We start from the raw sequence: 13,563 nt of genomic DNA, 5'->3' as shown, positions 1-13,563 counted from the left end.
TCTTTCACTAAACAATAGTTAACACGGTTGATTGCTAACAATGATACAAAAAACTATTTTACACTTACATGCGCTAACCGCTGTCATTACCATTACTTTATTCATTGTACGTTTTTTTGGTAAACAGCTAAATGCTAAGTTTATGCGACAACGATGGGTTCGTATCCTTCCACACCTTAATGATACTTGCTTGCTTATTTTTGGTATTACATTAATTATTCTCACGCAACAATACCCTAACCTATCATCCGAACGTTGGCTAACTGAAAAGCTCTGTTTTGTAATAGGCTATATTCTTTTTGGCTTTCTTGCCCTAAAAGGCAAAACCTCTGCTTATCGCTATTTAGGTTTTATTCTGGCATTAAGTTGTTTTGCTTGTGTTATTTACTTGGTTAAATTAAAAATTGCATTTTGATCTAGCATTTTTATCTATGGATAATTATCTCCTTTTTGTCCAAGATAGCGTATAATGCCAAGACGATTTTTTCATGCTTTATTGCTTTATAATGCAGCTGTTTCTATTTGGAGTTTTGTATGTCGCGCATAACGACCCTAAGTCGCTTTTTAATTGAACAAACACGCAACCATAATACCCCCTCTGATTTAAGATTCTTACTCGAGATCGTTGGTCGTGCTTGTAAAATGATTAATCGCTCTGTCACCAAAGGTGCATTAGGTGGCGTATTAGGCAGTTTAAAAACAGAAAACGTACAAGGCGAAGTACAAAAGAAGCTAGATGTACTTTCTAATGAAATTTTATTAGAAGCTAATGAGTGGGGTGGAACTTTAGCGGGTATGGCCTCTGAAGAAATGGATACCGTTTATCAAATTCCTGGTTGCTATCCTAAAGGCGCTTACTTATTAGTATTCGACCCATTAGATGGTTCTAGCAATGTGGATGTCAATGTATCAGTTGGTACTATTTTCTCTGTTCTAAAATGCCCAGCAGAACTTTTAAGCCAAAACGAACCATTGCAAGAAGAAGCTTTTTTACAACCAGGTGTTAAGCAGGTCGCTGCAGGTTATGCCATCTATGGCCCTCAAACGATGCTAATGTTAACAATGGGCAATGGCGTTAAAGGTTTCACACTAGATCCTGAACTGGGTAGTTTTGTATTAACTCATGATGATGTAAAAGTTCCCGAACAAACAGCTGAATACGCAATCAACATGTCGAATCAACGCCATTGGGAAGCCCCTGTTAAACAATACGTTGATGAAATGTTAGAAGGAACAGAAGGCCCTCTAGGTAAAAACTATAATATGCGCTGGATTGCCTCTATGGTAGCCGATGTTCATCGTATTTTAACGCGTGGTGGTATCTTTATGTACCCTCGTGATGCAAGAGAACCCAGTAAACCCGGTAAATTACGCTTAATGTATGAAGCCAACCCCATGTCGATGATTATTGAACAAGCAGGTGGTGCAGCCACTAATGGTTACCAACGTATTTTAGAAATTCAACCACAATCATTACATGAGCGTGTTGCTGTTTTCTTAGGTTCTAAGGAAGAAGTTGAACGCATTACTCATTACCATCAACAACAAAAGCAATAGGTCTACAATTCATGTCAAAGAAACTAACTCTATTAATTGGCTTAACTTGTTTTTTATTCTTAACGGGGTGTAATAAACTCACTCAAGAAAACTATAATAAATTACAAATGGGTATGGAACGCAGCAAAGTTGAATCTATTTTTGGTAAACCTTCCGATTGTCAAAATATTATGTCGGCAACGAGTTGTAATTGGAGCCAAGGGGACGCCAACCTAAAAATACAGTTTGTTGATAATAAAGTCGTTACCTATTTTGCTAATAATATAAAATAAATCTCTGCCCTCTTGTCTTTCCTTTAAAAAAGAGTAACCTAAACAGTAGATTACTCTTTTATTTCATCTAAAAATCTTATCAACTTATTATGCATACAACATCAGGACGCTGGCTAAGAGGTTTTCTATTAGCTTTAACAACGGCTATTTTATGGGGAATTTTACCCGTTACCATGAAAGAAGTTCTAAAAAACATGGATGCTTATACCATTACATGGTATCGCTTCACGGTAGCCGCCTTGTGCTTATTTATCTATCTTTATACAAAAAGAAAGCTACCCCGACCAAAAACTTTAGGCTATAAGGGCATTATCTTATTAATATTAGCTACCATCGGTTTATTAGGTAATTATATTACTTATGTGATGGGTCTTGAGTTACTAACGCCAGGAACAGCCCAACTAATGATGCAGGCAGGACCACTGTTACTCATCGTGGCTAGCGTTATTATTTTCAAAGAATCCTTTAACTATCTACAAATGTTGGCTGTTGTCATTCTTCTTGCAGGTTTTTTGTTGTTTTTTAATCAACGGCTTGTAGAGCTATTTACCTCTTTGGGTAATTATACCCTTGGCGTCATTATTTTATTTTTTTCTGCCATTTTATGGGCAGGTTATGGGTTATGCCAAAAACAATTATTAGTAAAATGGAACTCTATGCAAATTTTACTGACAATTTATATTCTCAGTAGCTGTATTCTATTTCCTGTTAGCCATCCATCATCAATTACGCACCTCTCTACGGTACAGCTATGGCTTCTTATTTTTAGTTGTGCTAATACCATTATTGCTTATGGCGCTTTTGCAGAAGCACTCGCTCATTGGGAAGCTTCAAAAGTCACCGCCACATTAACACTTGCTCCTCTCATTACGTTCATTACCGCTACCATTGGTGCAATTATTTGGCCTGCCTATGTTATTGCAGATTCTTTAAATATCGTTGCTTATCTTGGCGCGATGGTGGTTGTCATGGGATCAGCACTTATTGCTTTATCTCCTGTATTGCTCAAAAAAATAAAGGAACGGCGCAAAAAAACTAACTATAGCCAGAACTCATAATATTTCTTACAATAATCTATTTAGAATCGCTTAGGAGTCGCCTATTATGAAATCTGTTCCGCAAATTCTGACCATTCAATCTCATGTAGTTTTTGGTCATGCGGGTAATGCGGCGGCCGTATTTCCAATGCAACGTCTAGGTGTTAACGTGTGGCCACTTAACACCGTACAATTCTCGAACCATACGCAGTATAAACAATGGAAAGGTTTAGTTCTTCCTCCCAAACAAATTATCGAGCTCACCGAGGGGATTGATGCTATTGGTGAGTTAGCTAACTGTGACGCCATTCTATCAGGCTATTTAGGAACAGCAGAACAAGGCAGAGAAATTCTAGAAGCGGTTAAACATATAAAGAGTTTAAACCCTAAAGCCATCTATCTATGCGACCCTGTGATGGGGCATCCTGAAAAAGGTTGTGTTGTAGCGCCAGAGGTCAGTGACTTTTTACTAAAAGAAGCTGTCTCTGCGGCTGACTATCTCTCCCCCAATCAACTAGAGTTGGACAGCTTTGCAGGACGTACGCCAACCTCTTTGACTGATTGTGTAGAGATGGCTAAAAAGCTATTAACTTATGGCCCCAAAGCGATTATGGTTAAGCACCTTAACTATCCTGGTAAAAAGCCAGAACACTTTGAAATGCTATTAGTGACAGAAAAAGAAACGTGGCATATACAGCGTCCGCTATTAGCCTTTCCTAAACAACCTGTAGGTGTAGGTGATTTAACATCAGGTATCTTCTTATCTCGTTTAGTATTAGGCAATACTCTACTCGAGGCCTTTGAGTTTTGTGCGGCAGCCGTGCATGAAGTATTACTAGAAACTCAAAAACAAGGAAGTTACGAATTAGAACTCGTCGCCGCTCAAGATAGAATAGCCCATCCACGAATTAAATTTACAGCGAATAAATTATAAAAAGAAATCTACAGTATTAAGCCAATACCTTACTCACACAGTATTGGCTTAATTAAATTATTCTATTTAACAACCTTTAGCGTTGGCTTTCCTCTAGAAGGGGAACCGTCAGGATTGGTTGGATCGTTGTCTGGCTCCTCATTCTCTTGGTTAAGCAATGGATCATCTTCAAAAAACATTCCATAGCCATTTTCTTTGGCATAAATTGCCTTAACCGCAGCAATAGGTGCATAAGGCCGTTGTATAACACCTGCAAAACGAGCCTCAAAGCTAATCGCTTCATTGTCCATCAATAGATGTTTAACCGCAGAAGGAGAAAGATTTAAAACAATCTGCCCATCTTCGGCAAACCCAGAGGGGACATTTACATGAGGGGCGTTAGTATCCACTAAAATATAAGGCGTACAGTTATTATCTAAGATCCACTCATACAAAGCACGAATGATATAAGGACGATTAGACTTCATGAATTAACTCCCGCCATTTTTAACTCCGCCTCAGACAAACTGGCTTTAAAACTTGGACGGTTAAACCCTCTGTCCATATAAACTAATAAACCTTTTGCTGCACGCGGTATTTCAATACCCAATAAAGGTAATCGCCATAAAATAGGTAATAAACAACAGTCAGCCAAAGAAAAATCATTGCTTAAAAAATAAGGTTTATCTGCAAAAACAGCTGATATACCAATTAAGCTCTCTCTTAATTCTTTACGCGCTGAATTTTGAGCCGTTTGTTTGGCTTTTGGATCTAACAGTAAATCAACCAAATTACACCAGTCTCTTTGGATACGATAGATCAATAAACGTTTACTGGCTTTTTCACTTGGGTAGGCTGGTAATAATGGAGGATAAGGGTAGCGATCCTCTAAGTACTCCATAATCACGATGGAATTATAGAGGGTTAACTCACGTTCAACCAACATAGGCAACGTAGCATAAGGGTTTTGTTCTGCCAAACTTGTTGGGTAATGATTCGAATCTATATCCTTTATTGTTATGCTAATGTCCTTTTCTGCTAACACCAATCTTACACGATGTGAATAATGGTCAACAGGGTTCGAATAACAAACAAAATGGGGCGAAGTTCCCATAAACATTTCCTTACATACCATACAGATGACGAATACTACTTATCTTAGCACTATCATTGCTGAAAATACAAAACTTTATCGAATAAAATGCTCTAAAATACCCGTACGTTACAAATAAATCACTCAAATATAATGACCGATCAAAATAATTCCCCAAACAATAAAAATTGTCCAAAGTCCTATAAACTGCGCAGCACTCCCTAAATCCTTAGCATTTTTAGAAAGTTCATGTCGCTCTAGTGATATTCTGTCCACCACCGCTTCAATCGCTGAATTGAATAACTCAATAATCAACGATAACAAGCAAACCGCAACCATCACTGCTTTTTCAACAGGTGCAACGGGTAGAAAAAGAGCTATTGGGATTAAAACAATACTTAAAAAAAGCAACGAACGAAAAGCAGCTTCATTAACAAAGGCTGTTTTAAGCCCACACATTGAATACCCCGTAGCATTCACAACTCTTTTGAAACCACGTGTTCCTTTAAAAGGGGATTTTTCCATTTTGACTTCTTCTCTTAATAAAATACAACGCTTAGTTTAACTGCTCTATAAGATAACAAACAATAGCAACATCCAAATAATAGGTATGTCTTAAACCACAGGAAAAATATCCATACAACATTTAACCACAACAAATACTCTTAGCAACAGTAAATAATAAAGGCTTTATTTATTTTGCTTGCTATATACCTTGTAATCAGGTGCAATAACCCATATATAAAGGCTATCTTTAAACTAAACACGTATATAATACGGTTAGCTTATACTTACTAATAGTTTACTATTTTAATAAGTAAAACTATCAATTTAATTAGCCAATACTTAAAACTACCATGACAAAACAAGACATAACCCAACGTTTTTTATTTGAAAACCTAGATGCCAAAGGTGAGTTTGTCTCCCTAGAGCAAAGTTACCACGAAGTACTAAAACGACACAACTATCCTCCCGTGGTTGCTAATTTGTTAGGTGAACTATTAGCCGCCAGCGCCCTTCTTTGTGGCACATTAAAGTTTGATGGGGTATTAGTATTACAAGTTCGCTCCGAAGGCCCACTGCCTTTATTAATGGTTGAGTGTAATAGCCAGCGAGAAATACGCGGTATAGCTCGTTATGAGGAAGAGCAAATCGATAACAACATGAGCTTGAACGAGTTAATGCCCAATGGTATTTTGACGCTAACCGTTGACCCTACCCAAGGAAAACGTTACCAAGGCGTTGTAGCACTCGAGGGAGACTCTCTTTCTACAAGTCTTTCTAACTACTTTGCAAGCTCAGAACAACTGCCTACCTTTTTTTGGCTGTGTGCTGATGGCAAAAAAGCAGGTGGAATGCTTATCCAGTCGCTTCCCGAAGAAAAGCAGCATGATACAGAGCAAAGGAGCGCAACATGGCAACACCTTACAACACTTGCAAACTCATTAACAACTGATGAGTTTTTATCAACACCTCATGCAACTATTCTACATCGTCTGTATCATGAAGAAGATATTCGTCTCTTTGATGCACAACCTATAAAATTTCAATGTAGCTGTTCACGCTCTAGATCAGCCAATGCATTACGTAGCCTAGGATTAGATGATGCTTTAGCTTTGATAGCAGAGCAAAATGGTCATATTATGATTGATTGCCAATTCTGTAACCAACACTATACGTTTGATAAGGCGGATGTCATTCAACTATTTAAGGATGGCAGCAGTGAACCTCCATCTGAAACGAAACACTAATCATGACAACAGAGAATAAGCCTTCTAATCTATTTGCAAAGCTATTGGGAAAGCAATATGAAGAACTCCCAGCAGCAATTAAACAATTTCATGATACCCCCGTCCATTTATGGAAGGGGTATGTTAATGCTACGGGCTCTAATAATGTTTTAGCCAAAATCATACGCACCTTTATGGGGTTTCCAAAACCAGGAAATAACCTACCGATTACTGTTAGTGTTTACTACACTGACCAAGGGAATGAACGTTGGAGTAGAAGCTTTGGTAATAAAAAATTTTCATCACTACTGATGATTGATAAAAAAAATCCTCAACTCATGAGCGAAAGCTTTGGCCTGATTAAGCAACATTATAAATTAGAGCTAGCTGATAATTGGCTGTGTTGGAGGCTCCAATACTGCTCGTTACTTGGTGTGAAACTGCCCTCTTTCTTGTCCCCTAAAATTATTGCCAATGAAGGGATTGATGAGAAAGGAACCTATCAATTTATTGCCAAGGCAGAACTTCCCTTGATTGGTATACTGCTCGAATACAGGGGCTTTTTAAATCCAGTCTTATAATATTTTTTGAAAGCACTGCATGATTTTTAATTATAAGACTAATTATGTATTTTACAAAAAGTGCACTTTTTGTGGTATAATGATGAAAGAGAGTATTATCGCTAACTTATTTTAAGGTGTGTTGCTTTTAAAATTAACGTCACAAGACAAACTCTCGGCGCATTTTAGATACGCCTCTAGCTCTCAGCTAGCTATGAACATATTAAATAATATTCTCTTCTTGTTTGTTCGCTTGTATCTGTTTCAACTTAATCAGTAGATTGCCACTTGTCTTGTTCCACCTTATAGAGGAAAACGTATGCCAGTGGATTTAATATCACCCCACAATAAAGAATTAAAAATTAATGATATTACCATCATTGATAACAAAAAACTAAAGAAAGCAGTTGCCGCTTCGGCTCTTGGCAATGCAATGGAATGGTTCGATTTCGGTGTTTACGGCTTTATTGCTGTCACCCTTGGTAAAGTCTTCTTTCCCGAAACATCAGGTTCAACTCAAATATTAGCGGCACTGGCCACATTTGCTGTCGCATTTATTATTCGTCCTGTTGGTGGAATATTTTTCGGCCTGTTAGGGGATAAACTTGGTCGTCAAAAAATATTGGCAACCACCATTATTATTATGGCTATCAGTACCTTTTGTATAGGACTCATTCCTGGCTACGCAAGTATCGGCATTTGGGCACCCATATTGCTGCTTTGCTGCCGTCTTTTGCAAGGCTTCTCCACCGGTGGTGAATACACAGGAGCAACCATTTTCATCGCTGAATACTCTCCTGATCGTAAGCGTGGATTCATGGGAAGTTGGTTAGACTTTGGCTCTACCGCTGGTTTTTTAGTAGGGGCAGGTCTAGTTACACTGATTACACACCTTCTTGGTGATGAAAAAATGCTTGAATGGGGGTGGAGAATACCCTTCCTTCTTGCAGGCCCTCTTGGTCTGATAGGACTTTATCTAAGGAGTAATATTGACGAAACGCCTGCCTTTGAAAAAATGCAAGAAAAACAACAGTCAGATGCTGAGCATGGTATTAGTAAAATATCACTTAAAGAGATAGTTACTCGCCATTGGCAACCACTACTCATTTGTATGGGACTTGTGATTGTATGGAATGTGACCTACTACATGCTATTAACCTATATGCCAAGTTATTTAAGTAGTAACTTACATTACTCTGAAAGCCATGGAGTGATCTTAATTATTGTGATTATGATCTGTATGTTATGTGTACAGCCTTTTATTGGCTTACTGAGTGATAAAGTTGGTAGAAAACCACTGATTACCATTGCTTCGTTCGGTTTATTTTTCCTTGCGATCCCTAGTTTCCATCTCATTATGCATGATGATGTTATCTATATCTTTACAGGGCTTATGATACTTGGCGTACTCCTCAGTTTACTTACTGGCGTAATGGCTTCTACGTTACCTGCACTATTTCCTACAAGCATCCGTTATAGTGCATTAGCTATTTCATTTAATATTTCAGTTTCATTATTTTGTGGTACCACACCGCTCATTGCTCAATGGCTAATTGAAGTTACCCAAAATTTAATGATGCCTGCATATTACTTAATGATTGTTGCAGTGATTGGTTTTGTTGCTATCTCCTTTACAAAAGAAACAGCAAATAAACCTTTACGTGGAGCAACACCAGCTGCTTCTGATAAGGCTGAAGCTAAAGAACTTTTACAAGAGCATCATGATAGTATTGAAGCAAAAGTAGAAGATCTTACAGCACAAATTGACGCACTCACAGAAAAAAGAGAACAGCTCATCGAGCAACATCCTAAACTAAATTAGCACAACTAGGTTAAGGTGGTTTATTACACCTTAACCTCCCCTTCTTAATTGACACATCTCCTATAACACACTAGCATACTTCCTTTAAAAATAAGACACTCTCAAGTGTTAGGATAATACAATGATGAACGAACATGATAATGAGTTAAATAGGCACCACTCTGCCAGCTCAACAGAGCTTAATAAAAAAATTGACGAACTCCTTAACCTTGCATTACCGAGTGGTGCGAAGGAACATGCTCTTTATAAAGAACTTTTTTTAGCCGCTACCCGACTTGTCCAAGCTGAACGTAGCCATTGGGATACAAAAATAGCTAAAAATGCCCTCACCGAGATGGAGCAAGGTTTTACTTTGCTTGAACGCTTTAAACGGCATCGAAAAGTTACTGTTTTTGGATCAGCTCGTACACCAGTAACTAATCCACTTTATCAACAAGCAAAAGAGTTAGGAAAATTATTAGCTGATAATGGTTTTATTGTCATCACTGGTGCGGGTAATGGTATCATGGCCGCTGCCCACGAAGGGGCTGGCGAAAATAATGCTCTCGGCTTTAACATCAAGCTGCCTTTTGAGCAACATGCCAATAAAACCATGAGAGACAGCGATGCTCTGGTAACCTTCCAATTCTTTTTTATTCGCAAATTATTCTTTGTGAAAGAAACAGAAGCTATCGTATTATGCCCTGGTGGGTTTGGTACTTGGGATGAAGCAATGGAAGTTTTAACCCTTATTCAAACGGGAAAAACACCACTGATTCCCGTTATTATGCTAGAAACACATGGAAGCTCGTACTGGAAAGATGCTATCAGCTATTTTGAAAAACATTTAAAAGATGAACACTATATTGTGCCCAGTGATATGAAGCTCATGAAACTTGTACATACCTCAGAAGAGGCCACACAGGAAATATTGCAGTTTTATAAAAACTTTAACTCTAGCCGCTGGTTTAAAGACACATTCGCACTGAGATTAAACCATGCATTAACAAACGATGCATTATCCTATATTAATGAAAACTTCAAAGATATAAGTGGTAGCCAGTTTACACAGCAAGCGTATGCTGAGAGCTTTAAAGAGGATGAGTTTAAGCATCTTACTTACCTGCTCTTCTCTTTTACTGGTAAATTACATGGCCGACTAAGAGAGTTGATCGACTATATTAACTTACCTCAAAACTGGTCTCACTAACCTCATCTTAACTATAAAAAACCTAGAGAATCCATTAGCTCTCTAGGTTTTTTTATTTATGCTTCAACACCTCGGTTTAACACATATTGAAATGATCACAATGCAAACAAGTTACGCCTATATTTTTACACTTTAACAACCCTTTTATAGCATCCAATAAAGATTCAGGTCCACAAAAAAGATGCTTACCCTCTTTTCATTATGGGCAATACATTGTTCTAACTGTTCAAGTAAGTCATTCTTTACTAAAGAATTAATATAATATAAATCAGCCTATGCTTACTGACAAATAGTGGCTAAATCATGATGAAACTGTTCTGAAAGCTCACTTTTTACACAATACCATATCGCAATATGACGATGACTTTCATAATGAGTTAACTAACTAAACTAAAACATGCCGTTAAGATAACAGCAAGCGTCATCATACAAAAAACCAACGTACCACTTAAGTAAATCAACTATTTATGTAAAAAATATAGCGAATAATCATTAACTAGATTAATAAATCTTTGGCGAACAACCATAAATGGCAAGATCTATGACTAAAAAACTAATAACTCAACGATTGGAATACTTCATGAATATATCCTCCATGGACCATTGTTTACATCATGAATAGACAATGTAAAAATTAACAATAAGCCTTAAACGCTAGTATGTATTATTCTTTAAGGCCTAATCTCAATCAACGTGCCGTCTTTTACAAGACTCCACACCTCTTTCATGTCCCAATTCATCATAGCGATACAGCCATCAGTCCAATTTAATCCTCGAAAATACCACTCAGGATACTCTTGATCAATGGGTGTACCATGAATCATGATCATGCTGCCCGGCGAAACGCCTTGTTTTTTTGCTTGAACAACATCTCTAGAATTAGGGTATGAGATATGCATTGCTAAATTAAACTTATCACTCTGCTTACGCCAGTCGATCCAATACAAGCCTTCAGGTGTTCGCTTATCGCCCTCCATCACTTTAGGGCCAACAGGTTTTTTACCTAATGAAATATTATACGTTTTAATAACATTTCTACCGCTCATCAAATACAGTTTACGTTTTGACTTTTCAACCAAAACCTTGTCAATGGTAGGTCTTATTTTTGTTGTTGTAATAACACTCGACTGAGCCATACCATCATTAGCCCAAAGACTACCGCTAATAAAGACCATTAAAATAAATAAAAAGTTAAACAAGCGACGCATTACAAATAAATACCCTAGCAAAAAACCAGCACCAACCCTCACAAGCAGCGCATTGTAATGCTTTAACTGATGAGATAAAAGTAGTTAATCAAAAATATATCTATTTCTTTTACTTTTGCTATTGAATGCGATGCTAGTCAACCTATAAAATGATCCTTTTCTAACCTCATTTATGTGAACATAACATGCGTACTAGTCAATATTTACTCCCCACAGTGAAAGAAACACCTGCAGATGCAGTGGTTATCAGCCATCAACTCATGTTACGTGCTGGCATGGTACGTAAGTTAGCCGCCGGCCTTTATACATGGTTACCGCTGGGTTTACGTGTTTTGCGTAAAGTAGAAAAAGTGGTCAGAGAAGAAATGAACGCCATTGGCGCACAAGAAATTCTTATGCCTGCGGTACAACCAGCAGAACTTTGGGTTGAGTCAACACGCTGGGAACAATACGGTCCTGAACTTCTACGCCTTAAAGATCGCCATCAACGCGAGTTTTGTTTTGGCCCTACCCACGAAGAAGTTGTTACTGATTTAGTCCGCAATGAAGTCAGTAGCTACAAACAACTGCCCCTAACACTTTACCAGATTCAAACTAAGTTTCGTGATGAAATCCGCCCCCGCTTTGGTTTAATGCGTGGACGTGAGTTTTTAATGAAAGATGCTTACTCGTTCCATACTGACCAAGCGTCTTTGCAATTAACTTATGATGATATGTACCGTGCCTACTCAAATATTTTTAGTCGTTTAGGATTGGATTTCCGTCCTGTACAAGCAGACAACGGTTCTATAGGCGGTTCCGGCTCACATGAGTTCCATGTACTTGCTGACTCAGGGGAAGATGATATCGTCTTCAGTGATACATCAGACTATGCTGCTAATATTGAAAAAGCAGAAGCTATCCCTCGTGAAACTAGTCGCCCTGCACCAACAAAAGACATGCAATTAGTTGACACTCCTGATTGTAAAACCATTAATGCCTTAGTTGAGCAGTTTAAATTACCGATTGAAAAAACTGTTAAGACTTTAATTGCAAAAGGTTCAGAAGAAGGGTCATTAGTAGCCTTAGTCATAAGGGGCGACCACCAACTAAACGAAATTAAAGCGGCTAATCACCCATTAGTTGCAAGCCCGCTCATTTTTGCAACTGAAGATGAAATACAAGCAGCTATTGGTGCTGGCCCCGGTTCATTAGGCCCTGTTAATCTAGCAATTCCTTGTATTATTGACCGCTCTGTTGCCATGATGAGTGATTTTGGCGCTGGCGCTAATATTGAAGGGAAACATTACTTTGGCATTAATTGGGAAAGAGACCTTGCTTTACCTGAAACTGCTGACCTACGTAATGTGGTTGAAGGTGATCCTAGCCCAGATGGAAAAGGCTCATTAGTTATTCGTCGTGGGATTGAAGTAGGCCACATTTTCCAACTCGGTACAAAATATACTCATTCAATGAACTGCACTGTATTAGCTGAAAATGGTAAACCGCTTGAGCTCACCATGGGTTGCTACGGTATTGGTGTCTCTCGTGTGGTTGCTGCTGCGATTGAGCAAAACTATGATGACCGTGGTATTTTATGGCCAGAAGCTATGGCGCCTTTCCAAATTGCTATTGTCGCTTTAAAATACGAAGACCCTGCAATTAAAGAAGTCGCTGATAAGCTCTACAATGACCTGAACAAACTCGGTTATGAAGTACTGCTCGATGATCGTGATAAGAAAACCAGCCCTGGGGTTAAATTCTCAGACATGGATCTTATTGGTATTCCACACCGTGTTGTTATCAGTGATCGTGGACTCAAAGAAGGGCAGCTTGAATATAAGAACCGTTGTGAGTCAGAGTCTAAAAACTTGCCATTGGCAAACATTTTAGATGAGCTAAAAACTCTGATTAAATAAAGCAATCTACTAAAAAAGGCTAGTTATACTAGCCTTTTTTATTAACCCTTTTTTAACCAATAACTGTAAATACCATCAACGGCTTCTTCATGAAGTAACTGATGGGCTGACAATTTAGCAAAACTTCTAAAATCTCGCTGACTGCCCGCATCCGTTGCAATCACCTTTAATACATCGCCTGCATTTAAATTGGCTAAAGCTTGTTTTGCTTTTAATAACGGCAATGGACATGTAAGCCCTGTGGTATCTAATACTTCATTAACACTAATATCCATCATTAAAAA

15 protein-coding genes are annotated in these 13,563 nt (G+C 38.1%); 10 read left to right on the top strand and 5 right to left on the bottom strand.

Features of this window, described 5'->3' with window-relative positions:
* Positions 1-40: 40 nt before the first annotated feature.
* The 5 genes from DM558_RS03220 (at position 41) to pdxY (ending at position 3,800) form a co-directional block, all read left to right on the top strand.
* A complete protein-coding gene (locus DM558_RS03220; protein WP_127162024.1) occupies positions 41-415 on the top strand; it encodes a SirB2 family protein in 375 nt (124 codons plus the stop codon).
* Positions 416-534: 119 nt separating this feature from the next.
* Positions 535-1,557, top strand: coding sequence for a class 1 fructose-bisphosphatase (locus DM558_RS03215; RefSeq protein WP_127162023.1), 1,023 nt, complete (start codon positions 535-537; stop codon positions 1,555-1,557).
* 11 nt (positions 1,558-1,568) lie between these two features.
* The gene (gene bamE / locus DM558_RS03210) at positions 1,569-1,829 is read left to right on the top strand and encodes an outer membrane protein assembly factor BamE domain-containing protein (protein ID WP_127162022.1); all 261 of its coding nucleotides are present in this window, start codon (positions 1,569-1,571) and stop codon (positions 1,827-1,829) included.
* Positions 1,830-1,918: 89 nt separating this feature from the next.
* Positions 1,919-2,887, top strand: coding sequence for a DMT family transporter (locus tag DM558_RS03205; protein ID WP_109703020.1), 969 nt, complete (start codon positions 1,919-1,921; stop codon positions 2,885-2,887).
* 46 nt (positions 2,888-2,933) lie between these two features.
* Complete coding sequence (gene pdxY, locus DM558_RS03200) at positions 2,934-3,800, top strand: pyridoxal kinase PdxY (RefSeq protein ID WP_127162021.1); 867 nt, start codon at positions 2,934-2,936, stop codon at positions 3,798-3,800.
* Positions 3,801-3,862: 62 nt separating this feature from the next.
* Here pdxY and DM558_RS03195 read toward each other — a convergent pair whose 3' ends face one another.
* The 3 genes from DM558_RS03195 to DM558_RS03185 all read right to left on the bottom strand — a co-directional run bounded on the left by DM558_RS03195 (position 3,863) and on the right by DM558_RS03185 (position 5,397).
* Positions 3,863-4,267: a ClpXP protease specificity-enhancing factor gene (locus tag DM558_RS03195; RefSeq protein ID WP_127162020.1), complete on the bottom strand. Its 405-nt coding sequence runs from the start codon at positions 4,265-4,267 to the stop codon at positions 3,863-3,865.
* Positions 4,264-4,893: a glutathione S-transferase N-terminal domain-containing protein gene (locus DM558_RS03190; protein WP_109703023.1), complete on the bottom strand. Its 630-nt coding sequence runs from the start codon at positions 4,891-4,893 to the stop codon at positions 4,264-4,266. The genes DM558_RS03195 and DM558_RS03190 overlap by 4 nt, the downstream gene beginning before the upstream one ends.
* A 123-nt stretch (positions 4,894-5,016) precedes the next feature.
* Positions 5,017-5,397 carry a diacylglycerol kinase gene (locus tag DM558_RS03185; RefSeq protein ID WP_109703024.1) on the bottom strand — a complete coding sequence of 127 codons (381 nt, stop codon included), beginning with the start codon at positions 5,395-5,397 and terminating at the stop codon, positions 5,017-5,019.
* 332 nt (positions 5,398-5,729) lie between these two features.
* Here DM558_RS03185 and hslO point away from each other — a divergent pair, with 332 nt between their 5' ends.
* The 4 genes from hslO (at position 5,730) to DM558_RS03165 (ending at position 10,173) form a co-directional block, all read left to right on the top strand.
* Positions 5,730-6,623, top strand: a complete 894-nt coding sequence (gene hslO / locus DM558_RS03180) for an Hsp33 family molecular chaperone HslO (RefSeq protein ID WP_127162019.1) — start codon at positions 5,730-5,732, stop codon at positions 6,621-6,623.
* Positions 6,624-6,625: 2 nt separating this feature from the next.
* Positions 6,626-7,183 carry a DUF4166 domain-containing protein gene (locus tag DM558_RS03175; RefSeq protein ID WP_127162018.1) on the top strand — a complete coding sequence of 186 codons (558 nt, stop codon included), beginning with the start codon at positions 6,626-6,628 and terminating at the stop codon, positions 7,181-7,183.
* 298 nt (positions 7,184-7,481) lie between these two features.
* Positions 7,482-8,984: a glycine betaine/L-proline transporter ProP gene (gene proP, locus DM558_RS03170; RefSeq protein ID WP_127162017.1), complete on the top strand. Its 1,503-nt coding sequence runs from the start codon at positions 7,482-7,484 to the stop codon at positions 8,982-8,984.
* Between the two features lie 121 nt (positions 8,985-9,105).
* A complete protein-coding gene (locus DM558_RS03165; RefSeq protein WP_127162016.1) occupies positions 9,106-10,173 on the top strand; it encodes an LOG family protein in 1,068 nt (355 codons plus the stop codon).
* Positions 10,174-10,844: 671 nt separating this feature from the next.
* On the opposite strand, the gene DM558_RS03160 is transcribed toward DM558_RS03165, so the two are convergent.
* Entirely contained in the window at positions 10,845-11,309 is a 465-nt protein-coding gene (locus DM558_RS03160) for a L,D-transpeptidase family protein (RefSeq protein WP_228411842.1), read from the bottom strand.
* A gap of 257 nt (positions 11,310-11,566) precedes the next feature.
* Between DM558_RS03160 and DM558_RS03155 the strand changes: the two genes are divergently transcribed.
* Complete coding sequence (locus tag DM558_RS03155) at positions 11,567-13,279, top strand: proline--tRNA ligase (RefSeq protein WP_127162015.1); 1,713 nt, start codon at positions 11,567-11,569, stop codon at positions 13,277-13,279.
* Positions 13,280-13,320: 41 nt separating this feature from the next.
* Here the strand turns inward: DM558_RS03155 and DM558_RS03150 are convergent, their stop codons facing one another.
* Positions 13,321-13,557: a sulfurtransferase TusA family protein gene (locus DM558_RS03150; protein ID WP_109703031.1), complete on the bottom strand. Its 237-nt coding sequence runs from the start codon at positions 13,555-13,557 to the stop codon at positions 13,321-13,323.
* Between the last annotated feature and the right edge of the window lie 6 nt (positions 13,558-13,563).

The organism is Entomomonas moraniae, from assembly GCF_003991975.1.
GTDB classification, from domain to species: domain Bacteria; phylum Pseudomonadota; class Gammaproteobacteria; order Pseudomonadales; family Pseudomonadaceae; genus Entomomonas; species Entomomonas moraniae.
The sequence above is the reverse complement of the archived record's forward strand: the minus strand, read 5'-3'. Positions and strand labels throughout refer to the sequence as shown.